The sequence below is a fragment of the Pseudomonas monteilii NBRC 103158 = DSM 14164 genome, from assembly GCF_000730605.1.
Lineage (GTDB): Bacteria > Pseudomonadota > Gammaproteobacteria > Pseudomonadales > Pseudomonadaceae > Aquipseudomonas > Aquipseudomonas monteilii.
The window spans coordinates 248,685-275,172 of sequence record NZ_BBIS01000012.1; the positions used below are offsets into that span (position 1 = coordinate 248,685).

Annotated in this window: 19 protein-coding genes; 11 read left to right on the plus strand and 8 right to left on the minus strand. The window is 63.5% G+C overall.

The annotated features are described in order from the left end of the window. Positions 1-39: 39 nt before the first annotated feature. From PM2_RS08145 to PM2_RS08180, 8 genes are all read right to left on the minus strand, one after another. A complete protein-coding gene (locus PM2_RS08145; protein ID WP_016713852.1) occupies positions 40-1,530 on the minus strand; it encodes an efflux transporter outer membrane subunit in 1,491 nt (496 codons plus the stop codon). Continuing rightward, positions 1,527-4,634, minus strand: a complete 3,108-nt coding sequence (locus PM2_RS08150) for an efflux RND transporter permease subunit (RefSeq protein WP_019098361.1) — start codon at positions 4,632-4,634, stop codon at positions 1,527-1,529. The genes PM2_RS08145 and PM2_RS08150 overlap by 4 nt, the downstream gene beginning before the upstream one ends. Beyond that, entirely contained in the window at positions 4,631-7,729 is a 3,099-nt protein-coding gene (locus PM2_RS08155) for an MdtB/MuxB family multidrug efflux RND transporter permease subunit (protein WP_028698826.1), read from the minus strand. Before PM2_RS08155 ends, PM2_RS08150 begins: the two co-directional genes overlap by 4 nt. Further along, the gene (locus tag PM2_RS08160; RefSeq protein ID WP_016713848.1) at positions 7,726-9,036 is read right to left on the minus strand and encodes an MdtA/MuxA family multidrug efflux RND transporter periplasmic adaptor subunit; all 1,311 of its coding nucleotides are present in this window, start codon (positions 9,034-9,036) and stop codon (positions 7,726-7,728) included. Before PM2_RS08160 ends, PM2_RS08155 begins: the two co-directional genes overlap by 4 nt. Before the next feature lie 260 nt (positions 9,037-9,296). Continuing rightward, the gene (tpx, locus tag PM2_RS08165) at positions 9,297-9,797 is read right to left on the minus strand and encodes a thiol peroxidase (RefSeq protein ID WP_019098358.1); all 501 of its coding nucleotides are present in this window, start codon (positions 9,795-9,797) and stop codon (positions 9,297-9,299) included. Between the two features lie 166 nt (positions 9,798-9,963). Further along, the gene (locus PM2_RS08170; RefSeq protein WP_025752601.1) at positions 9,964-11,244 is read right to left on the minus strand and encodes a serine/threonine transporter; all 1,281 of its coding nucleotides are present in this window, start codon (positions 11,242-11,244) and stop codon (positions 9,964-9,966) included. Positions 11,245-11,451: 207 nt separating this feature from the next. Next, positions 11,452-12,648 (minus strand): amino acid aminotransferase, encoded by a 1,197-nt coding sequence (locus tag PM2_RS08175; protein WP_028698825.1) that lies wholly within the window; start codon positions 12,646-12,648, stop codon positions 11,452-11,454. Between the two features lie 205 nt (positions 12,649-12,853). Next, a complete protein-coding gene (locus PM2_RS08180; protein ID WP_028698824.1) occupies positions 12,854-13,879 on the minus strand; it encodes an Ldh family oxidoreductase in 1,026 nt (341 codons plus the stop codon). Between the two features lie 142 nt (positions 13,880-14,021). Between PM2_RS08180 and PM2_RS08185 the strand changes: the two genes are divergently transcribed. From PM2_RS08185 to PM2_RS08235, 11 genes are all read left to right on the plus strand, one after another. After that, the gene (locus tag PM2_RS08185; protein WP_016713843.1) at positions 14,022-14,894 is read left to right on the plus strand and encodes a MurR/RpiR family transcriptional regulator; all 873 of its coding nucleotides are present in this window, start codon (positions 14,022-14,024) and stop codon (positions 14,892-14,894) included. Positions 14,895-14,916: 22 nt separating this feature from the next. Then, entirely contained in the window at positions 14,917-15,669 is a 753-nt protein-coding gene (locus tag PM2_RS08190; RefSeq protein ID WP_028698823.1) for a transporter substrate-binding domain-containing protein, read from the plus strand. Positions 15,670-15,754: 85 nt separating this feature from the next. Further along, positions 15,755-16,474, plus strand: coding sequence for an ABC transporter permease (locus PM2_RS08195; RefSeq protein WP_016713841.1), 720 nt, complete (start codon positions 15,755-15,757; stop codon positions 16,472-16,474). Further along, positions 16,471-17,181, plus strand: a complete 711-nt coding sequence (locus tag PM2_RS08200; RefSeq protein ID WP_028698822.1) for an ABC transporter permease — start codon at positions 16,471-16,473, stop codon at positions 17,179-17,181. Before PM2_RS08195 ends, PM2_RS08200 begins: the two co-directional genes overlap by 4 nt. A gap of 16 nt (positions 17,182-17,197) precedes the next feature. Beyond that, positions 17,198-18,442, plus strand: coding sequence for an NAD(P)/FAD-dependent oxidoreductase (locus tag PM2_RS08205; RefSeq protein ID WP_016713839.1), 1,245 nt, complete (start codon positions 17,198-17,200; stop codon positions 18,440-18,442). A 22-nt stretch (positions 18,443-18,464) separates the two neighbouring features. Continuing rightward, positions 18,465-19,247, plus strand: coding sequence for an amino acid ABC transporter ATP-binding protein (locus tag PM2_RS08210; RefSeq protein ID WP_019098353.1), 783 nt, complete (start codon positions 18,465-18,467; stop codon positions 19,245-19,247). Between the two features lie 357 nt (positions 19,248-19,604). Further along, complete coding sequence (locus tag PM2_RS08215) at positions 19,605-20,414, plus strand: gamma-glutamyl-gamma-aminobutyrate hydrolase family protein (protein ID WP_016713837.1); 810 nt, start codon at positions 19,605-19,607, stop codon at positions 20,412-20,414. Between the two features lie 360 nt (positions 20,415-20,774). Then, positions 20,775-21,686, plus strand: coding sequence for a 5-dehydro-4-deoxyglucarate dehydratase (kdgD, locus tag PM2_RS08220; RefSeq protein ID WP_016713836.1), 912 nt, complete (start codon positions 20,775-20,777; stop codon positions 21,684-21,686). Positions 21,687-21,789: 103 nt separating this feature from the next. After that, complete coding sequence (locus PM2_RS08225; RefSeq protein ID WP_016713835.1) at positions 21,790-23,154, plus strand: MFS transporter; 1,365 nt, start codon at positions 21,790-21,792, stop codon at positions 23,152-23,154. Positions 23,155-23,232: 78 nt separating this feature from the next. Beyond that, positions 23,233-24,786, plus strand: a complete 1,554-nt coding sequence (garD, locus tag PM2_RS08230; protein WP_028698821.1) for a galactarate dehydratase — start codon at positions 23,233-23,235, stop codon at positions 24,784-24,786. Between the two features lie 51 nt (positions 24,787-24,837). Then, complete coding sequence (locus tag PM2_RS08235) at positions 24,838-26,418, plus strand: aldehyde dehydrogenase (NADP(+)) (RefSeq protein WP_028698820.1); 1,581 nt, start codon at positions 24,838-24,840, stop codon at positions 26,416-26,418. Positions 26,419-26,488: the final 70 nt, after the last annotated feature.

Here is a 26,488-nt window from a genome sequence, read left to right on the forward strand (position 1 = left end):
CGGGAGAATGTCCAGCCCCTTTGGAACGCAGAGAGCAGGTCAATCCTGCTCGGCAAATGCCTGTTCCGCATCCCAGCCGCCACCCAGCGCAGCCACCAGTTGCACACTGGCCACCAAGCGACCTTGCAACAGGTTCAACACACTGCGCTCGTTGCTCAATGCCGTGGTCTGCACGTTCACCACATCCAGGTAGCCGATCAACCCTGCGCGGTACTGGTTCTCGGTCAGGCGCAGCGACTCGCGGGCGGCATCCAGCGCTTCCTGGCGCACCACCGCTTCATCGCCGTACACCTTCAACTGCACCAGCAGGTTCTCCACTTCCTTGAAGCCGTCGAGCACGGTCTGGCGGTATTGCGCCACGGTCTGGTCATACGCGGCCACCGTGCGGTCCACCTCGGCGCTGCGCTTGCCAGCGTCGAACAGGGTCAGCGCCAGTTGCGGGCCTACCGACCAGTAGCGGTTGGGCAGCTCGATCCAGTTGCTGAAGCTGCTGCTGGAATAGCCGCCGCTCATGCTCAGGCTCAGATCGGGGAAATACGCCGCCCGTGACACGCCGATGTTGGCATTGGCGGCCATCACGTTACGCTCGGCAGCAGCAATATCCGGGCGCCGCTCCAGCAGCTGCGAAGGCAGGGATACCGGGATTTGCGGCAGCGCAGGAATGTCCTTGCTGTCGGCCAGAGCAAAGTCGGCCGGGGTTTTGCCCAACAGCACGGCAATGGCGTTTTCGAACTGCGCACGCTGCCAGATCAGGTCGATCAGGTCAGCCTGGGTGCTCTTGAGCTGGGTGCGCGCCTGGGCCACCGCATCCGGCCCCGCAACGCCGGCGCGATACTGGTTTTCGTTCATCCGCAACGAGCGCTCGTAGGCCGCCACAGTGGCTTCCAGCAGACGCTTTTGCTCGTCTATTACCCGCAGTTGCAGGTAGTTCTGCACCAGCTCGGATTGCTGGCTCAAGCGGATCGACGCGAGGTCGGCGAAGCTGGCTTCGGCACTGGCCTCGTTGGCATTCATGGTTTCGCGCAGCTTGCCCCACAGGTCGATTTCCCAGCTCACACCCAACTGCGCGTTGTAGGTGTTGCGAATGCCGCTGCTGTTGTTGGACAGGCTCGAACTGGAACTGCCGGTGCCCTGGGCCGAGCGGTTCTTGCTGGTGCTCAGGTCCAGGCTCGGGAACAACGCCGCGCGGCTGCTGCGCACCAGCGCCTGGGCCTGGCGGTACTGGGCTTCTGATTGCGCTACGGTCTGGTTGCTACGGTTCAGTTCCTCAACCAGCGCATTGAGCCCGGCATCGCCGTAGATTTCCCACCAGGCGCCGCGGGCGATGGCGTCGGATGGGGCGGCCTGGGTCCAGCCTTCGGCGTGCTTGAACTGCGCCGCCGAGCTGTTAAGTTCGGGGCGATGGTAGTCCGGGCTCAAGGTACAGGCACTGAGCAGGGCCACGCACAACCCGGCGCCGAGCAGGCGCGAGCCACGCCCACGGGTCAGCGTTTGCAGGGCACGATGAAGTGGGGTCTGGGCAAAAGTCATAGCGGGTTTTCCAGGGCGGCGTCGGTGCGCACGCCGCGCCAACGGTTGAAACGGTGGCGCAGGCGGTCCAGGTACAGGTAGACCACCGGCGTCGTGTAAAGGGTGAGGATCTGGCTGAACACCAGGCCACCAATGATGGTCAGGCCCAGCGGCTGGCGCATTTCTGCACCTTCTGCATGGCTCAACAGCAGCGGCAAGGCGCCAAGAATGGCCGCCAGGGTGGTCATCAGGATCGGCCGCAGGCGCAGCAGGCACGCCCGGCGAATCGACTCCTCCGGCGACAGCCCTTGGTGACGCTCCAGTTGCAAGGCCAGGTCGATCATCAGGATGGCGTTTTTCTTCACCACGCCAATCAGCAGGAACAGCCCCAGCAGCGAGATCAGACTGAACTCGCCCCCCGTGACGTACAACGCGAGCAAGGCCCCGACACCGGCTGAAGGCAGTGTCGAAAGAATGGTCAGCGGGTGAATGTAGCTTTCGTACAAGATGCCCAGCACCAGGTACACCAGCACCAGCGCACCGAGGATCATGAACGGTTGGCCCTCCTGCGTCTTGGCAAAGGCGTCGGCAGTGCCACCCAGCTTGGCGATCACTTCCTCAGGCAAGCCCAACTTGGCCACTGCGCGCTCCAGCGCTGCCATGGCCTGGTCGGGGCTGTAGCCTTCCGCGACGTCGAAGGCGATGTCTTCCGAGGCGAACTGGCCTTCGTGGCTGACGCGGTCGTTGGCCAGGCTGTTTTCGTAGTGGGCGATGGTGGATAGCGGCACGCGGGCGCCCTCGGCGGTGATCACCTGCACTTGCTCCAGGGTGCTTGGGTCCCAGGCGTATTTCGGGTTGATCTCCAGCACCACCTGGTACTGGTTGAGGCTGTCGTAGATGGTAGAAATCTGCCGCTGGCTGTAGGCGTTGTTCAACACCGTGGTAACCATGTCCATGTCGATGCCCAGGCGCTTGGCTTGGTCGCGGTCGACCACCAGGGTCACCTGCTGGGTGCCGGCACCGTCACGCGCATCGATAGCAGTGAGTTCCGGCAGTGCACGTACAGCAGCGACCACTTTCGGGAACCACTCACGCAGCGCTGCCAGGTCGCCACTCTGCAGGGTATACAGGTACTGCGACGACGTCTGGTCACGGCCACCGCCGCCCAGTTGCAGGTCCTGGTCGGCCATCAGGAACAGGCGCCCGCCAGGCACTTTGGGCATTTCCTTGCGCAGGCGCTCGATCACCTTCTGCGCATCGATCTTGCGCTCGCTGATCGGTTTCAGCCGCACCAGCACCATGGCGTTGTTGGTACCGCTGTTGCCACCGATGAAACCTGCAACGCTCTGCACTGCCGGGTCGGCGAGCAATGCACGGCGGTAGATTTCCATCTTCGGCTGCATCACGGTGAACGACAGCCCGTCGTCGCCGCGGATAAAGCCCATCAGCTGCCCGGTATCCTGCTGCGGGATCAACGTCTTGGGCACCACTACGTACAGCGCGATGTTGATACCGATGGTGGCCAACAGGCTGAGCAGCGTCAGGCGATTGTGGCGCAGGGCCCAGCCCAGGCTGCGGTCGTAGGCGTTGACCATGCGCTGGTGCAGTTTGTCGCTCCAGCGTTGCAGGCGTGTCTGCTCGGCCTGATGCGGTTTGAGCCAGCGGGCGCAGAGCATGGGCGTCAGGGTCAGCGACACCACCAGCGACACGATGATCGCCGCCGCCAAGGTGATGGAGAACTCCTGGAACAGGTTGCGCACGATGCCACCCATGAACAGGATGGAGACGAATACCGCCACCAGCGACACGTTCATCGACAGCAAGGTGAAGCCTACTTCCTTGGCGCCGAGGAAGGCCGCCTTCATCGGCGGCTGGCCGTCCTCGATGTGCCGCGAGATGTTTTCCAGCACCACGATGGCGTCGTCCACCACCAGGCCGGTAGCCAGAATCAGCGCCATTAGCGACAGGTTGTTCAGCGAGAACCCGCACAGGTACATGACCGCGAAGGTGCCCACCAGCGACACCGGCACGGCCAGGCTGGGGATCAGCGAGGCGCGCAGGCTGCCGAGGAACAGGTAAACCACCAGGATCACCAGCACCACGGCAATCAGCAGGGTGTGCTCGGCCTCTTTCAGGGTGGCCTTGATCACGGGCGAGCGGTCCATGGCCACGTTCAGTTGCACGCTGGCTGGCAGCAACGACTGCAGGGCCGGCAGCTGTGCCTTGATCTGGTCAACCGTTTCGATGATGTTGGCGCCGGTCTGGCGGTTGACCACCAGCAGCACGGCCGCCTGGTCATTGAAGAAGCCGCTGTTGTACCGGTTCTCGACGCCATCGGTGATGGTCGCCACGTCGGACAGGCGCAGGATGGTACCGTTTTGCTGGCGGATCACCACCGGCTCGTAGTCCTTGGCGCTTTCCAGCTGGTCGTTGGCGCGCACCTGCCAGTTGCGCTCGGCGTCCTCGACAAAGCCCATGGGCCTACGCTGGTTGGCGTTGGACACCGCCGTGCGCACTTCGTCCAGCGACAGGTTGTACTGGTTGAGCAGTTGCGGCTCGACGGCGATGCGCACCGCCGGCAGCGAGCTGCCGCCGATCTGCACCTCCCCTACCCCCGACACCTGGGCCAGGCTCTGCGACAGGATGGTGTCGGCCAGGTCGTACAGCTGGCCTTTCTGCAGCACATCCGAGGTCAGCGACAGCACCATGATCGGCGCCTGGGACGGGTTGATCTTTTTGTAGGTGGGCATGCTGCGCATGCCGCTGGGCAGCAGGTTACGGGTGGCGTTGATCGCCGCCTGCACCTCGCGCGCCGCACCGTCGATGTCGCGGCCCATCTCGAAGCCGATGATCACCCGTGTGGAGCCTTGGTTGGAGCTGCTGGTCAGGGTGGTCACGCCAGCAATGCTGCCCAGCTTGCGCTCCAGCGGCGTGGCCACAGTGGAGGCCATCACTTCCGGGCTGGCGCCGGACAGGTTGGCCGACACCACGATCACCGGGAAGTCCATCTGCGGCAGCGGCGCCACCGGCAGCAAGCCGAAGCTGACCCCACCCAGCAGCATGATCGCCAGGCTCAACAGCATGGTCGCCACCGGGCGACGGATGAAAGGACCGGACAGGTTCATGCCTCGGCCTGCTTCACATCAGTGGCCGGGCGCCAGCGGCGAGCCAGGCGGTCGAAGTAGAGGTAGATGACCGGGGTGGTGAACAGCGTCAGCACCTGGCTGACCAGCAAACCGCCCACCATCACCAGGCCCAGTGGCTGACGCAGCTCGGCGCCGGAACCGGTGGCGAGCATCAGCGGCACGGCACCGAACAGCGCGGCCAGGGTGGTCATCAGGATCGGCCGGAAGCGCAGCAGCGCGGCCTGGTAGATGGCATCGCGCGGGCTCATGCCTTGGTTACGCTCGGCCTCCAGGGCGAAGTCGATCATCATGATGGCATTCTTCTTGACGATACCGATCAGCAGGATGATACCGATGATGGCGATCATGCCCAGGTCGTTGCCGCTAATGAGCAGCGCCAGCAAAGCGCCCACTGCTGCCGACGGCAAGGTCGAGAGGATGGTCACCGGGTGAATGTAGCTTTCGTACAGCACCCCCAGCACGATGTACATGGTCACCACCGCCGCCAGGATCAGCAGCAGGGTGCTCGACAGCGATGCCTGGAAGGCCTGCGCCGCACCCTGGAAGCGGGTTTGCACGCCCAGCGGCATGCCGATGTCCTTCTGTACCTGCTCGATCACCTGAACGGCTTCGCCCAGCGATGCACCGTGGGCCAGGTTGAACGACAGGGTGACTGCCGGGAACTGGCCGATGTGGGAAATGGCCAACTGGGCCTGGCGCTGCTCAATACGCGCCAGCGCCGACAGGCGCACCTGGCCGCCATCGGTGGCCTTGACGTGAATCGACTCCAGCGCTCGCGGGCCGATAAGTGCCGCGTCCTGCGACTGCAGTACCACACGGTACTGGCTGGCCTGGGTGTAGATGGTGGAGATCTGCCGTTGGCCAAAGGCGTCATACAGGGCGTTGGTGATCTGCGACACCGTGATGCCCAGGCGGCTGGCCATGTCACGGTCAATCACCAGGTAGACCTGCAAGCCTTTGTCCTGCAGGTCGCTGGCCACGTCGGCCAGTTCCGGGCGCTGCTGCAGCGCCTGTACCAGCTTGCTGCTCCATTGGGCCAACAGGTCGGCGTCGGGCGACGACAGGCTGAACTGGTACTGGGTGCGGCTGACACGGTCTTCGATACTCAGGTCTTGCACCGGCTGCATGAACAGGCGGATACCCACCAGCCGGTCGAGTTGCGGCTGCAGGCGGCTGATGACCTCGCTGGCGGTGACATCCCGTTCGCCATGGGGCTTGAGGTTGATCAGCAGGCGGCCACTGTTGAGCGTGGCGTTGTCGCCGTCTACACCGATATAGGACGACAGACTTTGAACCGCCGGGTCCTGCAGGATGACCTTGCTCAGGGCCTGCTGGCGCTCGCTCATGGCGGCAAACGAGGTGGACTGCGGCGCTTCGGAAATGCCCTGGATTACCCCGGTGTCCTGCACCGGGAAGAAGCCCTTGGGCACCACCATGTACAAGAGCACCGTCAGCGCCAGGCTGGCCACGGCGACCAGCAGGGTCAGCGGCTGGTGCTTCAGCACCCATTGCAGGGCACTGCCGTAGTGCTTGATCAGCCAGTCGATCCAGGCACCACTGGCACGGTAGAAGCGCCCCTGCTCTTCTTCCTTGGGCTCGCGCTTGAGCAGCCGGGCGCACATCATCGGCGTCAGGGTCAGCGACACCACCAGGGAAATCAGGATGGCCACCGCCAGGGTAATGGCGAACTCGCGGAACAGCCGGCCAACCACGTCAGCCATGAACAGCAGCGGGATCAGTACCGCGATCAGCGAGAAGGTCAGGGAAATCAAGGTGAAGCCGATTTGCCGGGCGCCCTTGAGCGCCGCCTGCATGGGCGTCTCGCCCTCTTCGATATGCCGCGAGATGTTTTCCAGCATCACGATGGCATCATCGACCACGAAGCCGGTGGCGATGGTCAGCGCCATCAGCGTCAGGTTGTTGACCGAAAAACCGGCCAGGTACATGACGCCGAAGGTGCCGATCAGCGACAAAGGCACGGCAATCGAAGGGATAATGGTGGCACTGAAGCGGCGCAGAAAGAGGAAGGTGACCATCACCACCAGGGCGATGGCGATCAGCAGTTCGTGCTGTACGTCCTTCACGGCTGCGCGAATGGTCTGGGTACGGTCGGTCAACACCGACACATCCAGCCCAGCCGGCAGGTTGTCGGTGATCGAAGGCAACAAGTCCTTGATGCGGTCGACCACTTCGATCACGTTGGCGCCCGGCTGACGCTGGATATTCAACAGCACTGCATGATTTTCGTTGGCCCAGGCGGCCAGGCGCTCGTTCTCCGCGCCGTCGACAATTTCGGCCACGTCTTTCAAGCGCAGCGGCGCACCGTTGTTGTAGGCCAGGATCAGGTTGGCGTATTCCTCGGGGGAACGCAGCTGGTCGTTGGCATCGAGCATCGACACCCGGGTCGGGCCGTCGAAGTTGCCCTTGGGCTGGTTGACGTTGGACGCGCCAATCAGCGTGCGCACGTCATCCAGGTTCAGGCCGTTGGCGGCCAAGGCATCGACGTTGACCTTGATGCGCACTGCCTGGCGCTGGCCGCCGGCAATGCTGACCATGCCCACGCCACTGATCTGGGCGAGCTTTTGCGCCACGCGGGTGTCGACCAGGTCGTTGAGCTTGGGCAGCGGCATGGTCTTGCTGGAGATGGCCAAGGTCAGCACCGGGGTGTCGGCCGGGTTGACCTTGTTGTACACCGGTGGCGCTGGCAGGTCGCTGGGCAGCAGGTTGCTGGCGGCGTTGATCGCGGCCTGCACCTGTTGCTCGGCAACGTCCATGTTCATGTCGAGGTTGAAGCGCAAGGTCAGCACCGACGCGCCGCCGGAGCTGGTCGAGGCCATTTGCTCAAGGCCAGGCATCTGGCCGAACTGGCGCTCTAGCGGTGCGGTGACTGCACTGGTCATGACCTGCGGGCTGGCGCCGGGGTACAGGGTCATGACGCGGATGGTCGGGTAATCCACCTGCGGCAAGGCAGAAACCGGCAGCAGCTTGTAGGCGATCAGGCCGGCCAGGACGATGGCCAGCATGCTCAGCGTGGTGGCGACCGGCCGCAGAATGAACAGACGCGAGAGGTTCATGCGCCCGCCTTGCCTGCTGCTTTGCCAGGTTGTGCTTCACCGGTTTGCGCCGAACCTTTGGCCTCTTGCCCTTGCAGGTGCTGGCCCGGGGTGGTCGGCACTTGCGAGCTGTCTTCGACCACTTCAACCTTGGTGCCTTCGCGCAGGCGGTCGGTACCTTCCAGCACCAGCCGGTCACCGGCCTTCAGGCCGTCGAGAATGACGCTGTTCTCGCCATCACTGGCGCCCACCTTGACCTTGCGCACGTTAACGGTGTTCTCGGCATTGACCACGTAGGCGAAGCTACCGTCATTGCCGAACTGGATGGCCGCCGCCGGGGCCATGACCACCTGCTTGAGGGTATCGGCCAGCAAACGCACGTTGACGAACTGGTTGGGGAACAGGGCCAGGTCCTTGTTCTCGAAGCGGCCTTTGAATTTGAGGGTGCCAGTGGTGGTGTCGATCTGGTTGTCGATGCTGCCCAGCACGCCGGTAGATTGCAATTTGCTGTCACTGCGGTCCCAGGCCTCGACCGGCAGGCTGGCGCCACTGCGATAACGCTCCAGCACGGTGCTCAGCTGGGTTTCCGGCAGGGTGAAGGCGACGTTGATCGGCTCGGTCTGGGTGATGACCACCAGTGCGGTGGTGTCGTTGGCCGCCACCAGGTTGCCCAGGTCAAGCTGACGCAGGCCGACACGGCCGCTGATCGGCGCACGGATCTGGGTGAAGTCGAGGTTCAGGCGGGCATCGTTGACCTGGGCCTGGTTGGTCTTGACCAGCCCCTGGAATTGCGCCACCTGTGCTTCGGCGGTGTCGAGGGTTTGCTTGGCGATGCTGTCTTCGGCGTACAGGCCTTTGTAACGGGCCAGGTCGACCTGGGCGTTCTTCAACTGCGCCTGGTTCTGCGCCAAGGTGCCTTCGGCTTGCTGCAAGGCGATGCGGTACGAGCGCGGGTCGATTTCGGCGAGCAAGTCGCCGGCCTTGACCTGCTGGCCTTCCTTGAAGTGGATTTTCACCAGTTCGCCAGCCACGCGGCTGCGTACGTTGACGGTGTTGGTCGCGGTGACCGTGCCAAGGGCCTTGTAGTACAGCGGGAAATCACCCACTCGCACGGGCTCGACGCGCACGGGTACCGCTTCGCTGGAGCCGCCAAAGCCCGGGCGACCGCCCATCATGCCCATGCCCTTGCCGCCGCGCCCGCCGCCACTGGCTTCTTTATGCGCAGGCGTTGCTGCAGGCCACAGCCACCAGGCCAGTGCAGCCACCAGCAGCAGGATCAGCAGGCCGACGAGCCAGCGACGGGGGGAACGGGAATTGGACGCTTGCATGGGTTGAACGAACCTTGTTCGGAATGGCGACTTGGGGAGGGTGAACGATAAGCAATGGCATCGTTTAAGCAAAGGGCCTTTACCAGAGGTTTACCTTAGGCTGACGTTGCCAAGACGCGGAATTTTAAATGAAAACGGCCCGGAGAGCGTTCCGGGCCGTTACAGGGTGTTGCCTGGAGCGGTGGCGGGCTTGAGGGTTCCGCTGCGTGTGCTGGCACTATCGCCGGCACAGGACTCCACCGCCCTGCCCCACGCAATCCTTACTTCAGTACAGCCAGGGCTGCATCGTAGTTCGGCTCGTCAGCGATTTCGCCAACCAGCTCGCTGTGCAGCACCTTGTCGTTCTCGTCCAGCACTACCACAGCACGGGCAGCCAGGCCGGCCAGCGGGCCGTCGGCGATGGCGACGCCGTAGTTTTCGAGGAACTCGCGGCCACGCAGGGTCGACAGGTTCTTCACGTTTTCCAGGCCTTCAGCACCGCAGAAGCGTGCCTGGGCGAACGGCAGGTCGGCGGAGATGCACAGCACGACAGTGTTGGCGACATCGTTGGCCTGGGCGTTGAACTTGCGCACGGAGGTAGCGCAGGTTGGGGTGTCGACGCTCGGGAAAATGTTCAGCACTTTGCGCTTGCCGGCGAAGTCTTTCAGCGACTTGTCAGCCAGGCCTTCACCGACCAGGGAGAAAGCCGGAGCCTGGGCGCCGACCTGTGGCAGGTTGCCGTTAACCTGAACCGGGCCGCCTTTGAGAGTCACTTGAGCCATGACGAAATCCTTATGCTGGGTTTGAAAAGGACACTGAGTTAAGCATGAAGCCGGCCGGGTGCCTATGGGTCAGGTGAAATCGTTCTATTTCCTGACACTTTTTGTGGACAAAAAAATGCCCGGATTGCGACAAGCAACCCGGGCATTCCTCATTGCAGGGGGCGAATCAGCCCAGCAGGCCGTACACCACCGAAGTCAACGCAACCAGGCCGACCACCACGACGAACACGTTGGAGGCCGCACCGCTGTACTTGCGCATCGACGGTACGCGGCGAATGGCATACATCGGCATCAGGAACAGCAGCACCGCCAGGATCGGGCCGCCGAGCGACTCGATCATGCCGAGGATGCTCGGGTTGAGGGTGGCAACGATCCAGCACACCACCAGCATCAGTGCAGCAACCACGCGGTCCAGGGTTTTGGCACCCGGGCGCGCGCCAGCCTTGGTGATGATGCCCTTCAGGCCTTCGCTGGCACCGATGTAGTGGCCCAGGAACGACTTGGCGATAGCCACGAAGGCGATCAGCGGTGCAGCGAACGCGATAGTCGGGTTGCTGAAGTGGTTGGCCAGGTACGACAGGATCGACAGGTTCTGTGCCTTGGCTTCGGCCAGCTGGGCGCTGCTGAGGGTGAGCACGCAACTGAACACGAAGAACAGCACCATCACCACCATCAGCAAGTGAGCACGGCGCAGGATCTGGCCGCTGCGCTCATCGGCGTGCTCGCCGTAACGGCGCTTCTGGTCCACCGCGAAGGCCGAGATGATCGGCGAATGGTTGAACGAGAACACCATCACCGGAATGGCCAGCCACAGGGTGTGCAGGAACGCCGAAGCCGGCGGCACCTGGGTGGCGCTGTCGAGGATGCCACCGGTCCAGTGCGGCACCAGGTACAGGCCAAGCAGCGCCAGGGCGACGATGAACGGGTACACCAGCAGGCTCATGACCTTGACCGTGGCCTGCTCGCCGCAACGCACGATGGCCAGCAGGCCGAGGATCAGCACGAACGACAGGATGGCCCGCGGTGGCGGCGCCATGTGCAGCTGGTGCTCCATGAAGCTGGACACGGTGTTGGTCAGCGCCACGCTATAGATAAGCAGGATGGGGAAGATTGCGAAGAAATACAGCACGGTGATCGAGGCACCGGCGGTGCTGCCGAAGTGCTCCTTGACCACCTCGGTGATGTCGCCACCGTTGCGCCCCGACAGGACGAACCGGGTCAGACCACGGTGGGCAAAGTACGTCATCGGGAAGGCCAGGATGGCCAGGATCAGCAGCGGCCAGAAACCGCCAAGGCCAGCGTTGATCGGCAGGAACAGGGTTCCGGCGCCGATGGCTGTGCCGAACAGGCCCAGCATCCAGGTAGTGTCGTGACGCGCCCAGCTGCCAAGGGTGGCGGGGGTCGATTCTGCAAAGCGTTGTTCAACGCTTGGGGCCTGCTCATTCATTCCGGGTGAAGCTCCACTCGCAAGACTGCAACAGGCTGAGAATGGCGAAATAGTGCCTTCGCCCAACTCAACCGGAAAAGAGGGGCGCGATTGTGCACGGAAAGGTTGCACTTGCGAAGCCCCTTTCCGAGGGGCGGTTGCACTTGTCTTTACAAGCGGGTTGTGCCGACAGGAAATGCAAGGGGCCGCGCAGGCCCCTTGGTGGTGTTACTTCTGGACGGCAGCGAACGCTTCGGCAACCCGTTGCAGGTTGGCCGGGCGCAGGCCAGACATGCACACCCGGCCGCTGTCGATCAGGTACACGCCAAACTCGTCACGCAGGCGGCGCACTTGCTCGACGCTGAAGCCGGTGTAGCTGAACATGCCACGCTGGCGCAGGAAGAACTGGAAGTCCTGGCCTGGCAACAGCACCGCCAGGGCATCGACCAGCGCCTGGCGCATGTCGAGGATACGCTTGCGCATCACTTCCACTTCTTCGGCCCATTGGGCATTGAGGCCGGCATCACTCAGCACGCCAGCGACCAGTTGGGCGCCGAAGTTGGGCGGGCTGGAGTAGTTGCGGCGTACGGTGGCCTTGAGCTGGCCAAGCACGCTCTGGGCGGTGGCGTCATCGTCGCAGACCACCGACAGGCCGCCTACCCGCTCGCCATACAGCGAGAAGATTTTCGAGAACGAGTTGCTGACCAGGCACGGCACACCGGCACGGGCCATTTCGCGGATGGCGTAGGCGTCTTCCACCAGGCCTTCGGCGAAGCCTTGGTAGGCGATGTCGAGGAACGGGATCAGCTGGCGTGCCTTGACCACTTCGACCACTTGTTGCCACTGGTGTTGTTCCAGGTCGGCGCCGGTGGGGTTGTGGCAGCAGGGGTGCAGCAGTACCACGCTGTTGGCCGGCAGGGTCTGCAGGGTGGCCAGCATGCCGTCGAAGTCCACGCCACGGGTGGCCTGGTCGAAGTACGGGTAGGTGTGCACCTTGAAGCCGGCGCCTTCGAAGATGGCGCGGTGGTTGTCCCAGGTCGGGTTGCTGACCCAGACTTCGGACTGCGGGAAATAGCGCTTGAGGAAGTCGGCACCGACTTTCAGGGCGCCGGAGCCACCCACGGTCTGCACAGTGGCCACGCGGCCGCCGGTCACAGCCGGGTGATCGGCACCGAACAGCAGTGCCTGGATCGCCTGGCGGTAGCTGGCCAGGCCTTCCATCGGCAGGTACAGGGAAGCTTCGTGGTCCTGGCCGGCGATGCGTTTTTCCACCGCATCCACAGCCGCCAGTTGCGGCACCACGCCAGCCTCATCGTAGTACAGGCCGATACTCAGGTTGACCTTGTCGGCACGCGGATCGGCCTTGAAGGTTTCCATCAACGAGAGGATCGGGTCGCCGGCATAGGCATCGACATGTTTGAACACAGCGTGCAGCTCCTTGGATCAGGACAGTACGAAAAGTCAGCGTTGAGCATACCCGGAGTGCGGGTTCAGGAACATCCACTATTGTGCAAGGTTGTCTATGCAACATTGCATGGCTGGGAATTTGTGCTGGATTCTTAGCGGCACGCCCGCTCCCACAGGTTCAGCGCGTACCTGTGGGAGCGCGCGTGCCCGCGAAAGGGCCGGGTCAGCCAAGCAAGTCTTTCAGGCCCTGCAACTCCTGCTCGGTCACCGCCACCCCCTCCTCCTCAGCCACCTCACGCTCGCGGTATCGCCGCTCACCCGGCATGCGCGTCAACCCCACCGCCTGCATCTGTTCCACCAGCTCGCGGCTGCGCTGGGCAAAGCGCTCGCCCTCGGCCTTGTGCGGGTCGATGACGATGATCAGTTGCCCGGTCCATGGCGTTTTCGCCCCTGGGTACCCCGACCAGTCGAACTCCCAGGAGAAATGCCCACCGGTCAGCGCCGCCGCCAGCAACTCGACCATCATCGACAGCGCCGAGCCCTTGTGCCCGCCAAACGGTAGCAAGGCGCCACCCTCCAGAATCGCCAGCGGGTCGGTGGTCGGCTCGCCATTGGCATCCACACCCATGCCTTCTGGTAGTTGCTGGCCGGCACGCGCAGCAATCTGCACGTCACCGTGGGCCATGGCGCTGGTGGCCATGTCGAAGACGATCGGGTCGTGTTCGGCGCATGGCGCAGCAAACGCGATGGGGTTGGTGCCGAACAGTGGCTTGCGAGCGCCATGCGGCACCACGCAGGTCATGCTGTTGACCACGCTCAGGGCCACCAGGCCCTCTTCGGCAAACGGCTCTACATCCGGCCACAGAGCCGCGAAGTGGTGCGAGTTGTGGATTGCCAACACGGCAATGCCGGCATTGCGCGCTTTGGCCACCAACAACTCGCGGGCCGCAGCCAGCGCCGGCTGGGCGAAGCCGCCGGCTGCATCGACACTGACATAGCCGGCAGCTACATCACTGACCTTAGGTATGGCCTGGCCGTCGACCCAGCCACTGGCCAGGGTCGAAACATACCCGGGCATGCGGAATACCCCATGGCTGTGCGCGCCATCACGCTGGGCGCTGGCACAGTTGTAAGCCAGCACCCGAGCCACGCGCTCGCTGCAGCCATGGCGTTGGAAGATGGCCTGCAACAGGCCCTGCAGCTCGGTAAAAGGCACACGCACGACAGTGTCGGTAGAAGGTGCGGACATCTGAAGCTCCTTGTTGGTATTGGAATGGCTACAGCGTTGCAACGACAAAAACTTTCCTGCATGTGACAGCAATCTGTCAAATGTTGACTTGATGACAGAAAACATTCATTTTCTTCCCACGCCTCACCCCTGGAGCCGCAGCATGAGCCAACCGATCAAGCAACGCCTGGAAAACAGCCTCGAAGGGGCCGCTGCCTCGGGCCGCAAGATCGCCACCTACATGCTCGCCAACCTGCACGAACTGCCGTTCCAGACTTCGGCCAGCATTGCCGCCAAGCTGGGCGTCAGCGAATCCAGCGTCGGGCGCTTCTGCCGTTCATTGGGTTATGCCCACCTCAAGGCATTAAAACAAGACCTGCAGAACGACCTGGGCGATGGCCCGTGGCTGGTGGGGGACCGCCTGCAAGATTACCGCCAGAACCAGGACGCCAGCGACAACGCCGGCAGCCTGGAGCTGGAAATCGCCGCCCTGGTGCGCGTGCACGAGTACCGCCAGAGCCCGGCCTGGCACAGCGTGGCGCAACGCCTGGCCAGCAAGCCACGGGTGTTCATCGCCGGCTTCCAGACCGAGCGCGGCGTGGCCATGTGCATGAGCCACTTGCTGCAATACCTGCGCGATGGCGTACAGCTGGTCGATATCAGCGCCGGGCACTTCGGCGAAGTGTTGCTGGGCCGCGCCGAAGACAGCGCCCTGGTGGTGTTCGAAGCGCGCCGTTATTCCCGCCATGCCTTGATGCTGTGCCAGAAGGCGCGCGAGGCGGGCATCGCGGTCACCCTGGTGACCGACACTTTCTGTGACTGGGCCGATGCCAACGCCGACGAGGTGTTCCGCATCCCCACCGAGTTCAATCTGTTCTGGGAATCCACCTCGACGATGCTGTCGTGGGTTCACCTGATGGTCAACGAGGTCTGCAAGAAACTCGGGCCTGATGTTGAAAAACGCTTGGAAGCAACTGCCGCTCTACATAACGAGTTCGTCGGCTACACCTCGTGGTCGGCGGGAAAACAACAATAGCAAGAGTGCAATGAGGTGCGAGATGAACAAGACCATGGCCTTGGTAGGTGCGTGCGCCCTGCTGCTGACGGGTGCCGCCAGTGCCGAAACCCTGCGTTTTGCCACCGAGGGCGCGTACCCGCCCTTCAACTATGTCGATGCCGATAACAAACTGCACGGCTTCGACATCGACATCACCCACGCCCTGTGCGAACAGATGAAAGTCGAGTGCACGCTGGTGGCCCAGGATTGGGAGGGCATCATCCCGGCCCTGATGGCACGCAAGTACGACGCTATTGTCGCCTCGATGATCGACACCGAAGAACGTCGCAAGAAAATCGCCTTCACCGACCATTACTACCGCACCCCGCTGACCGTTGCCGTCGCCAAGGACAGCAAGATCGACAGCGCCCAGACCGACTTTGTCGGCTACACCGTTGGCGCCCAGTCGTCGTCCACCCAGGCCATCTACGCCGAAGACGTTTATGGCAAAGCCGGTGCCGACGTGAAGCTGTACCCGACCATGGACGAAGCCAACGCCGACTTGGCCGCCGGGCGCCTGGACGGGGTGATTGCCGACAAATTCCCGCTGCACGAGTGGATGACCAAGAACGGTGGGGATTGCTGCAAGATCCTCGGCGACGTGGCAAACACCAAAGCCGATGCTGCCATTGCCGTGCGCAAGGACGACGAGGCCCTGCGCCAGCGCCTGAACGTTGCACTGCAACAGATCGTGGCCAACGGCACCTACCAGAAGATCGCCAGCAAGTACTTCGCTTTCGATATCTACAACTGATCTTCAGGAAGTCTAGCGAAATCTCTGTGGTAACGGCGTTGCGTCGCTCCCACAGAGACCGCACTACCCGTCCAAGGGGTTTGTCATGCTCGATCAATTGTCCTTGCTGTCCTTCGCCAGCGGAGGCTGGGGCCAGGCGCTGCTGGCCGGCGCGCTGGTTACGGTTTCCCTCGCCCTGGCCTGCCTGCCCATCGGCCTGCCGCTGGGCCTGGTAGTCGCCCTGGCCGCACGTTCGCGAAAACGCCTGCCACGGGCCTGGGCCACCACGTTCTCTACCGTGTTCCGCGGCCTGCCAGAGCTGCTGACGTTGCTCATCATTTATTACGGCTGCCAGATTGCCGCGCAGAAGATCCTTGCCGCCATGGGCTACGAGGGTGAGTTCCTGATCAACACCTTCCTTGCCGCGATGATTGCCTTCAGCCTGGTGTTCGCCGCGTTTTCCAGCGAGATCTGGCTGGCAGCCTTCAAGACCCTGCCCAAAGGCCAGCTGGAAGCCTGCTCGGCACTGGGCCTGAGCAAGCGCACCGGCTTCTTCAAGGTGCTGTTGCCGCAACTGACCCGCATCGCCCTGCCCGGCTTGTCGAACAACTGGCTGTCGCTGCTCAAGGACACCTCGCTGGTGTCGACCATTTCGCTGGTCGACCTGATGCGCCAGACCAACCTGGCGGTCAGCGTGACCAAGGAGCCGATGTTCTTCTACGGCGTCGCCTGCCTGGGTTACCTGCTGTTCGCGGCACTTTCCGGGCGCGTGTTCGCCTACATCGAACGGCGCAGCAACCGCCACCTGCAAGGAGCACGCGCATGAGCTTCGAACAACTGCTGGCACTGGTGCTCGACCCCGACCTGCTGGAACGTTACGGACCACGCTTTCTCGATGGCCTGCTGGTAACCGCCAAGCTGGTGGCCATTTCCTTCAGCCTTGGCGCCGTGCTCGGCCTGTTGCTGGCCCTGGCACGCATGTCGCGCAGCCTGGTGCTGCAGCGTATGGCCGCCGGTTATGTGTACTTCTTCCGTGGCTCGCCGCTGCTGGCCCAACTGTTTCTGCTGTATTACGGCCTGGGCTCGCTCAAGGGCTTCTGGCAGGACGTGGGTCTGTGGTGGTTCTTCCGCGAGGCGTGGTTCTGCACCTTGCTGGCATTCACCCTGAACACCGCCGCCTACCAGGCCGAGATCTTCCGCGGCAGCCTGACGGCCGTGGCCCCCGGCCAGCATGAGGCAGCTCGGGCGCTGAACCTGAAACGCTCGACCACCTTCTTCAAGGTGATCCTGCCGCAGTCGCTGCTGGTGGCCATCGGCCCGCTGGGCAACGAACTGATCCTGATGATCAAGGCCAGCGCGATTGCCTCACTGGTGACCATCTACGACCTCATGGGCGTGACCAAACTGGCCTTCTCGCGCAGTTTCGACTTCCAGATCTACTTGTGGGCCGCTGTGCTCTACCTGGTGATCGTGGAACTGGTGCGGCGCCTGCTGAAACACCTGGAAGCCCGCCTGGGCCGCCACCTGAACTGACCGAAGGATACGTTCCATGCATTGCCAGACCCTTGTCCTCGGCGCCGGCATCGTCGGCGTCAGCACCGCGCTGCACCTGCAGGCCCGCGGACGCCAGGTGATCCTGATCGACCGCGACGAACCGGGCAGCGGTACCAGCCACGGCAACGCCGGGTTGATCGAGCGCTCCAGCGTCATCCCCTATGCCTTTCCCCGGCAACTGGGCGCATTACTGCGCTACGGCCTGAACCGCCAGCCCGATGTGCGCTACAGCCTGGCGCACCTGCCCAAGGCCGCGCCGTGGCTGTGGCGCTACTGGCGTCATTCAGCCCCTGGCCGGCTGGCCGGCGCCGCCGCTGACATGCTGCCGCTGGTGCAGCGCTGCGTCGAAGAACACGACGCGCTGATCGCTGCTGCCGGCCTTGAAGGGCTGGTGCAGGCCAAAGGCTGGATCGAAGTGTTCCGCGACCCGGCCCTGTTCGAGCAGGCCAAGGCCGATGCCAAAGGCCTGAGCCGCTATGGCTTGCAATTTGAAATCCTTGAATGCGGGCAACTGCAGGCCCGCGAGCACCAGCTGGACGCCACCGTGGTCGGCGGCATCCACTGGCTCGACCCGAAGACCGTGAACAACCCCGGCGCCCTCACCCGTGGCTACGCGGCGCTGTTTCAGCAGCGCGGCGGGCAGTTCCTGCATGGTGATGCGCGCAGCCTGCGCCAAGCCAACGGCCAATGGCGGGTCGAGAGCCGCCGCGGCCCGATTACCGCCGACGAGGTGGTGGCCTGCCTAGGCCCACAGTCGGCCGAACTGTTCAGCGGCCTGGGCTACCAGATCCCGCTGGCGATCAAGCGCGGCTACCACATGCACTACAGCACCCGTGACGGTGCGCAACTGGAGCACTCCATTTGCGATACCCAGGGCGGCTACGTGCTGGCACCGATGGCGCGCGGCGTGCGACTGACGACCGGCATCGAGTTCGACGCAGCCAGCGCGCCCGGCAACCAGATCCAGCTGGGCCGCTGCGAGGCCCTGGCGCGCAAGCTGTTCCCTGCCTTGGGCGAACGCCTGGATGACACACCGTGGCTGGGCCGTCGCCCGTGCCTGCCCGACATGCGCCCGGTGATCGGCCCTGCACCGCGCCACCCGGGGCTGTGGTTCAACTTCGGCCACGCCCACCACGGCCTCACCCTGGGCCCGGTCAGCGGTCGGCTGGTGGCCGAGCTGATCACCGGCGAACACCCCTTCACCGACCCCGCGCCCTACAGCGCGACCCGTTTCGACTGAACCCACGCGGGAGAAAAACAACATGACCGCACCACTGAGCCTTGCCAGCCTTGCCCCCGAGCCCGACCCACGCCAGGTGCTGATACGCATCGAAGGCCTGAACAAGCACTACGGCGCGTACCACGTGCTGCACGACATCGACCTGCAGGTGCGCGAAGGCGAACGCATCGTGCTGTGCGGGCCTTCCGGCTCGGGCAAATCGACGCTGATCCGCTGCATCAACCGCCTGGAGGTGGCCCAGCAGGGCAGCATAAAGGTCGACGGCATCGACTTGGCCGCCACCACCCGGGAAGCGGCGCAGGTGCGCAGCGATATCGGCATGGTGTTCCAGCATTTCAACCTGTTCCCGCACATGAGCGTACTGGACAACTGCCTGCTGGCCCCTACCAGCGTGCGCGGGCTGTCGCGCAAGGACGCCGAGGAACGGGCGCGCATGTACCTGAAGAAGGTGGGTATCGAAAGCCAGGCGCACAAGTACCCCAGCCAGCTATCCGGTGGCCAGCAGCAGCGCGTGGCGATCGCCCGGGCGCTGTGCATGAAGCCGAGGATCATGCTGTTTGACGAGCCAACCTCGGCGTTGGACCCAGAAATGGTTGCCGAGGTGCTGGATGTGCTGGTGCAGCTGGCCGGCACGGGCATGACCATGCTGTGCGTGACCCACGAAATGGGCTTTGCCCGGCAAGTGGCCGAGCGGGTGCTGTTCCTTGAGGGTGGGCAAATCATCGAGGACAGCCCGCCGCAGGTGTTCTTCAACCAGCCGCGTACCGACCGGGCCAAGGCGTTTCTGGCGCAGATACTGCACTGAAAACTGCTCAGGCCTCTTCGCGGGGTTGCCCGCGAAGAGGCCGGCACAAGCAACACTTTATTGCACCGCTGCAAAGACCCAACTGCATCGTTAAATATTATTGACCGGCATCCCCGCCAAACCCACGCCACCACAGGCCCGCATCGGTTTCAGCCCCCAAAAACCGGTGCATTCCCCGCGTTAAAGCCCTCTTCAGTCGTTTGACATATCGAACGGCTCTGGCAAGCTATCTACATGCCCCGACCGGAATCGTCGCCTCTGACGAGCCGGCAGTGCTCGGGGCTACAGGCTGCACCCAAGGCTCCGCGCCGTGCGCCTGCACAACAACGACAGGCTGAACCTGTCCCAAGGTGACATATGTCCAACAGCAACATTGGCAACAAGCAACCTTCCCTGCGCAAACCCGTCGTCCTGATGACCATGGGCAGCCAAGAGCGCAAAGGCCATGACTATCAGGTCATGACCCACAAATACATCACGCCGCTGGTCGAGTTCTCCGATTGCGTTCCGGTACTGGTGCCCACCTGCTGCGGCACTGAAGACCTCGAGACCTACCTGGACATGGCCGACGGCGTGTACCTGACCGGCGCTGGCAGCAACATCGACCCGGCCCTGTATGGCCAGGAAAACCAGACCCCAGGCAAGGGCCAGGACCAGAACCGCGACCTGTTCGACATCCCGCTGGTCAAGGCGGCGATCAAGCGTGGCCTGCCAATCTTCGGCATCTGCCGTGGCATGCAGGAAATCAACGTCGCCCTGGGCGGCGACATCTACCAGAAGGTGTACGCCGAGCCGGGCTTCAACGACCACCGGGAAAACCCGGAAGACCCGGTTGAAGTGCAATACGCTCAGGTTCATGGCGTAAAAATCCAGCCGGGCAGCTGGCTGCAGGACACCCTGGGTACCGACGAGATTCGCGTCAACTCGTTGCATGGCCAAGGCCTGCGCAAGCTCGGCGCTGGCATCGAAGCCATCGCCCACGCCGAAGACGGCCTGGTCGAGGCCATTCACGCCCCGAGCATTTCGCCGTTCCTGTTCGCCGTGCAGTGGCACCCGGAATGGCAAGCGGCGAAAAACCCTGATTCGATCAAGATCTTCCAGGCGTTCGGCGATGCTTGCCGTGCCCAGGTACGCAAGGCGCAGATCAAGCGCCAGCACGCTGCCTGACCTACCGTTTCCTCTGCTTTGATCGCGGGGTGGCGCAAGGCCGCCCCCGTTTCCCCGGTCACCCTCTGCTGGTCCCAGAACACTTCCCGTGGAAGCGGGCGGCGGGCGTGTGCCTGTCTCCGCGATCGTTTTTCCCTCCCCCTCAAGAGATACGATGACTGATTGTGATTGGTCTGCCATCGGTGTCTTCGGCTCCTTCTTCTATAACCCGCGAAGAGGCAAGCACAGGGTTAACCCCTCCCTCCTGCACCACCGCAAAAAAATCTCGCAAAGGGACTAGTCATCGTACAAGTTGTACGATAACTTACCTCCAACGCAGAACAACACCCTTCACCCAAGCGCCACAGGATGCCAACAACAATGACGCCACAAGAACTGAAATCCATCCTCTCCCACGGCCTGCTGTCTTTCCCGGTCACCGACTTCAACGCCCAGGGCGATTTCAACCAGGCTGGCTACATCAAACGCCTGGAATGGCTGGCCCCGTATGGCGCCAGTGCCCTGTTCGCCGCTGGCGGCACCGGTGAGTTCTTCTCCCTGGCTGCCAGCGAATACAGCCAGGTGATCAAGACCGCCGTCGACACCTGTGCTACTTCGGTACCGATTCTCGCCGGCGTGGGTGGCTCCACCCGCCAGGCCATTGAATACGCCCAGGAAGCCGAGCGCCTGGGTGCCAAAGGCCTGCTGCTGCTGCCGCACTACCTGACCGAAGCCAGCCAGGATGGCGTTGCCGCCCACGTAGAAGCGGTGTGCAAATCGGTAAAAATCGGCGTGGTGGTGTACAACCGCAACGTCTGCCGCCTGAACGCCGACCTGCTGGAAAAACTGGCCGAGCGCTGCCCGAACCTGATCGGTTACAAAGACGGCCTGGGTGATATCGAGCTGATGGTGTCGATCCGTCGCCGCCTGGGCGACCGCTTCAGCTACCTGGGTGGCCTGCCGACCGCCGAAGTGTATGCTGCTGCCTACAAGGCCCTGGGCGTACCGGTGTACTCCTCCGCCGTGTTCAACTTCGTGCCGAAGACCGCCATGGACTTCTACAACGCCATCGCCCGTGACGACCACGCCGCCGTGGCCAAGCTGATTGACGATTTCTTCCTGCCATACCTGGACATCCGTAACCGCAAAGCCGGCTACGCCGTCAGCATCGTCAAGGCCGGCGCCAAAATTGCCGGTTACGACGCAGGCCCGGTGCGCACCCCGCTGACCGACCTGACTGCCGAAGAGTACGAAATGCTCGCTGCCCTGATGGACAAGATGGGTCCGCAATAAGCGCCCACCTGCGGCCTGCCCTTGCCGCACCCGGAGTGGGAAGCCCCACTCCGGTTACAATTCGTGAGCCCGCACAAAAATAACTAGTGGGAGTATTACCAGCATGCAAGCGACTAAGAAGACGCATGTGCGCTACCTGATCCTGTTCATGCTGTTTCTGGTGACCACGATCAACTATGCCGACCGCGCGACCATTGCAATCGCAGGTTCCAGCCTGCAGAAAGACCTCGGCATTGACGCCGTAACCCTCGGTTATATCTTCTCCGCCTTCGGATGGGCTTACGTGGCTGGCCAGATTCCTGGTGGCTGGCTGCTCGATCGTTTCGGTTCCAAGAACGTCTACGCCTTCAGCATCTTCACCTGGTCGCTGTTCACCCTGTTGCAGGGTTTTGTCGGTGGCCTTCCGGTTGCCTGGGCCGTAGTGACCCTTTTCACCCTGCGCTTCCTGGTAGGTTTCGCCGAAGCCCCGTCGTTCCCAGGTAACGCGCGCATCGTCGCCGCCTGGTTCCCCACACAGGAACGTGGCACGGCCTCGGCCATCTTCAACTCGGCACAGTACTTCGCCACTGCACTGTTCGCGCCGATCATGGGCTGGATCGTGTTCAGCTTCGGCTGGGAGCATGTGTTCGTGGTCATGGGCGCACTGGGCATCGTGTTCTCCATGGTATGGCTGAAGACCATCCACAACCCGCGCCAACACCCCCGCATCAGCCAAAGCGAGCTTGAACACATCGAGCAGAACGGCGGCCTGGTGGACATGGACCAGAAGCGCGGCAACGACGGCCCGAAATGGGGCTACATCAAGCAGCTACTGACCAGCCGCATGCTGCTGGGCGTGTACCTGGGCCAATACTGCATCAACGCCATCACCTACTTCTTCCTCACTTGGTTCCCGGTGTACCTGGTGCAGGAGCGCGGCATGACCATCCTCAAGGCGGGCTTCATCGCCTCGCTGCCGGCGGTCTGCGGCTTCATTGGTGGCGTGCTGGGTGGCGTGATCTCGGACTGGCTGCTGCGCCGAGGCAACTCGCTGACCTTCTCGCGCAAACTGCCGATCGTCTGCGGCCTGTTGCTGTCGACCACCATGGTGTTCTGCAACTACGTCGACGCCGAATGGATGGTGGTCGGTTTCATGACCCTGGCGTTCTTCGGCAAGGGCATTGGCGCGCTGGGCTGGGCGGTGGTGGCAGACACCTCGCCCAAGCAGATCGCCGGGCTTTCCGGTGGCCTGTTCAACACCTTCGGCAACATCGCCTCGATCACCACCCCGATCGTGATCGGCTACATCATCAGCGCCACCGGCTCGTTCAAGTGGGCGCTGGTGTACGTGGGTGCAAACGCCCTGGTGGCCGTGTTCAGCTACCTGGTGATCGTCGGCCCGATCAAGCGTATCGAGCTGCGCGACGATGCCCCAAAGCCACAGGCTGAGCCTGCCGCCAACGGCGAACTGGCCAGCACGCGCCACTGAGTGAACACGCCCGCGCCGGGTTACCCGGTGCGGGCGGATGTACAAAAAGCCTGAGAACCTGACAAGTAGGGCCAAAACATGCAGTTGATCGAACATTCCGAATCGCCCCGCTACGTCCGCCTGCACGACGACGATAACGTCGTGGTGGTTGTAAACGACGGCGGCCTGGGCGAAGGCGCCCGCTTCGCCGACGGCCTGACCCTGATCGAAGGCGTGCCGCAGAGCCACAAGGTGGCCACCGTGGCCATCGCCAAGGGCGACCCCGTGCGCCGCTATGGGCAAATCATCGGCTACGCGCTGGAAGACCTGCGCCAGGGCAGCTGGGTGCAGGAAAGCCAGCTGGCCATGCCGGCCGCCCCAGCGCTGGACAGCCTGCCGCGCTGTGACGCTGTCCCACAGCCTTTGCCCCCCCTTGAGGGCTTCACCTTCGAAGGCTACCGCAACGCAGACGGCACCGTCGGTACCCGCAACATCCTCGGCATTACCACCACCGTGCAATGCGTGACCGGCGTGCTCGAACACGCAGTGAAGCGCATTCGCACCGAACTACTGCCCAAATACCCCAACGTCGATGACGTGGTGGCCATCACCCACAGCTACGGCTGCGGCGTGGCGATCAACGCACGCGACGCCTACATCCCGATCCGCACCGTGCGCAACCTGGCGCGCAACCCCAACCTGGGCGGCGAGGCGCTGGTCATCAGCCTGGGCTGCGAAAAACTGCAGGCCGGCCAGGTGATGCACGACAACGACCCATCGGTGGACCTCAGCGACCCGTGGCTGTACCGCCTGCAGGACGCCAGCCTGGGCTTTATGGAAATGATCGAACAGATCATGGAACTGGCCGAAACCCGACTGAAGAAACTCGACCAGCGCCGACGCGAAACCGTACCCGCCAGCGAGCTGATCCTTGGCATGCAGTGCGGCGGCAGCGACGCCTTCTCGGGCATTACCGCCAACCCAGCACTGGGCTACGCGTCCGACCTGCTGGTACGCGCCGGCGCCACCGTGCTGTTCTCGGAGGTGACCGAAGTACGCGACGCCATTTACATGCTGACCTCACGCGCCGAAAACCAGAACGTCGCCGAAGCCTTGGTGCGCGAGATGGACTGGTACGACCGCTATTTGCAGCAAGGCGCCGCCGACCGCAGTGCCAACACCACGCCGGGCAACAAGAAAGGCGGCCTGTCCAATATCGTCGAGAAGTCGCTGGGTTCGATCGTCAAGTCCGGCAGCGGCGCCATCCAGGGCGTGCTTGGCCCTGGCGAGCGGGTAAACCGCAAAGGCCTGATCTTCTGCGCCACCCCGGCCAGCGACTTCGTGTGCGGCACCCTGCAACTGGCCGCCGGCATGAACCTGCACGTATTCACCACCGGCCGCGGCACTCCGTATGGCCTGGCCATGGCGCCGGTGGTCAAAGTATGCACCCGCAGCGAACTGGCGCAGCGCTGGCCCGACCTGATCGACATCGACGCGGGGCGCATCGCCACAGGCCGTTCGACCATCGAAGAGCTGGGTTGGGAGCTGTTCCATTACTACCTGGACGTGGCCAGCGGCCGCAAGCAGACCTGGGCCGAACAGCACCGGTTGCACAACGACATCACCCTGTTCAACCCGGCACCGATTACCTGATGCCCAAGGTGGCAATCCATCGGACGTTTTCTCAACCTACAGGAGTACTCCATGCCTGAAATCCTCGGCCACAACTTCATCGCCGGCCAGCGTAGCGCCGCCGGCCAACAGCGCCTGCAGAGCCTGGACGCCAGCACTGGCGAGGCCCTGCCCTACAGCTTTGCCCAGGCCACTGAAACCGAAGTGGACCAGGCCGCCACAGCCGCCGCCGCTGCCTTCGCCGAATTCCGCCAACTGGCCCCGGCGCGCCGCGCCGAATTCCTTGAAGCCATCGCTGCGGAACTGGACGAACTGGACGACGCCTTCGTCGCCATCGTCTGCCGCGAAACCGCCCTGCCCGCCGCCCGCATTCAAGGCGAGCGTGGCCGCACCAGCGGCCAGATGCGCCTGTTCGCCCAGGTGCTGCGCCGGGGTGATTTCCTGGGCGCCCGTATCGACCTGGCCCTGCCCGAGCGCCAGCCACTGCCGCGTGTAGACCTGCGCCAGATGCGCATCGGCGTTGGCCCGGTCGCCGTGTTCGGCGCCAGCAACTTCCCGCTGGCCTTCTCCACCGCCGGTGGCGACACCGCCGCCGCCCTGGCTGCCGGTTGCCCGGTGGTGTTCAAGGCACACAGCGGCCACATGGCCACCGCCGACCTGGTCGGCTGCGCCATCGTACGTGCCGCCGAGCGTACCGGTATGCCCAAGGGCGTGTTCAACATGGTATTCGGTGGCGGTGTGGGCGAGTGGCTGGTCAAGCACCCGGCCATCCAGGCTGTCGGCTTCACCGGTTCACTCAAAGGTGGCGACGCCCTGTGCCGCATGGCTGCCGAGCGCCCGCAACCCATCCCTGTGTTCGCCGAGATGTCCAGCATCAACCCGGTGATCGTCCTTCCGGGCGCCCTCGCCAAACGCGGCGAGGCCATCTCCCGCGAACTGGCCGGCTCCGTGTGCATGGGCGCCGGCCAGTTCTGCACCAACCCGGGCATGGTCATCGGCTTGCAATCGCCTCGGTTCAGCCAACTGCTGGCCGACCTTGGCCAGCACCTGAACGCCCAGGCCGGCCAGACCATGCTCAACGCCGGCGGCCTGCGCAGCTACGTCGGCGGTCTGGAGCACCTGCACGCCCACGCGGGTATCGAGCACCTGGCTGGCCAGCCACAGGAAGGCAGCCAGGCCCGCGCCCAGCTGTTCAAGGCCGACGCCAGCCTGCTGGTGAATGCCGACCCGCTGCTGCAGGAAGAAGTGTTCGGCCCAACCACCGTAGCGGTCGAAGTGCAGGACAACGACCAGCTGCGCGCCGCCCTGCTCGGCCTGCGTGGCCAGCTGACCGCGACGCTGATCGGTGAGCAGGAGGACTTCGAGGCCTTTGCCTGGCTGGTGCCGCTGCTGGAGGAGAAGGTCGGGCGCATTCTGGTCAACGGTTACCCGACTGGTGTCGAAGTGTGTGATGCGATGGTCCACGGCGGGCCCTACCCGGCCACCTCAGACGCCCGTGGCACCTCGGTTGGCACCTTGGCTATCGACCGCTTCCTGCGCCCGGTGTGCTACCAGAACTACCCGCAGGCGTTGCTGCCTGAAGCCTTGCGCGACGGCAACCCATTGGGTCTGCGCCGCCTGGTAAATGGTCAGTGGAGTGACGGAACAATCTGAGTGATTGCCTGAAACAAGAAAGCCCCGCGCATGGCGGGGCTTTTTTTTAGCAGTGTCGGCTGGCAAGAGA

Excerpts from the sequence above, each read along its gene's own strand:
- PM2_RS08145 (WP_016713852.1), bottom strand. The coding sequence starts at position 1,530 with ATGACTTTTGCCCAGACCCCACTTCATCGTGCCCTGCAAACGCTGACC.
- PM2_RS08150 (WP_019098361.1), bottom strand. The coding sequence starts at position 4,634 with ATGAACCTGTCCGGTCCTTTCATCCGTCGCCCGGTGGCGACCATGCTG.
- PM2_RS08155 (WP_028698826.1), bottom strand. The coding sequence starts at position 7,729 with ATGAACCTCTCGCGTCTGTTCATTCTGCGGCCGGTCGCCACCACGCTG.
- PM2_RS08160 (WP_016713848.1), bottom strand. The coding sequence starts at position 9,036 with ATGCAAGCGTCCAATTCCCGTTCCCCCCGTCGCTGGCTCGTCGGCCTG.
- tpx (WP_019098358.1), bottom strand. The coding sequence starts at position 9,797 with ATGGCTCAAGTGACTCTCAAAGGCGGCCCGGTTCAGGTTAACGGCAAC.
- PM2_RS08170 (WP_025752601.1), bottom strand. The coding sequence starts at position 11,244 with ATGAATGAGCAGGCCCCAAGCGTTGAACAACGCTTTGCAGAATCGACC.
- PM2_RS08180 (WP_028698824.1), bottom strand. The coding sequence starts at position 13,879 with ATGTCCGCACCTTCTACCGACACTGTCGTGCGTGTGCCTTTTACCGAG.
- PM2_RS08185 (WP_016713843.1), top strand. The coding sequence starts at position 14,022 with ATGAGCCAACCGATCAAGCAACGCCTGGAAAACAGCCTCGAAGGGGCC.
- PM2_RS08190 (WP_028698823.1), top strand. The coding sequence starts at position 14,917 with ATGAACAAGACCATGGCCTTGGTAGGTGCGTGCGCCCTGCTGCTGACG.
- PM2_RS08195 (WP_016713841.1), top strand. The coding sequence starts at position 15,755 with ATGCTCGATCAATTGTCCTTGCTGTCCTTCGCCAGCGGAGGCTGGGGC.
- PM2_RS08200 (WP_028698822.1), top strand. The coding sequence starts at position 16,471 with ATGAGCTTCGAACAACTGCTGGCACTGGTGCTCGACCCCGACCTGCTG.
- PM2_RS08205 (WP_016713839.1), top strand. The coding sequence starts at position 17,198 with ATGCATTGCCAGACCCTTGTCCTCGGCGCCGGCATCGTCGGCGTCAGC.
- PM2_RS08210 (WP_019098353.1), top strand. The coding sequence starts at position 18,465 with ATGACCGCACCACTGAGCCTTGCCAGCCTTGCCCCCGAGCCCGACCCA.
- PM2_RS08215 (WP_016713837.1), top strand. The coding sequence starts at position 19,605 with ATGTCCAACAGCAACATTGGCAACAAGCAACCTTCCCTGCGCAAACCC.
- kdgD (WP_016713836.1), top strand. The coding sequence starts at position 20,775 with ATGACGCCACAAGAACTGAAATCCATCCTCTCCCACGGCCTGCTGTCT.
- PM2_RS08225 (WP_016713835.1), top strand. The coding sequence starts at position 21,790 with ATGCAAGCGACTAAGAAGACGCATGTGCGCTACCTGATCCTGTTCATG.
- garD (WP_028698821.1), top strand. The coding sequence starts at position 23,233 with ATGCAGTTGATCGAACATTCCGAATCGCCCCGCTACGTCCGCCTGCAC.
- PM2_RS08235 (WP_028698820.1), top strand. The coding sequence starts at position 24,838 with ATGCCTGAAATCCTCGGCCACAACTTCATCGCCGGCCAGCGTAGCGCC.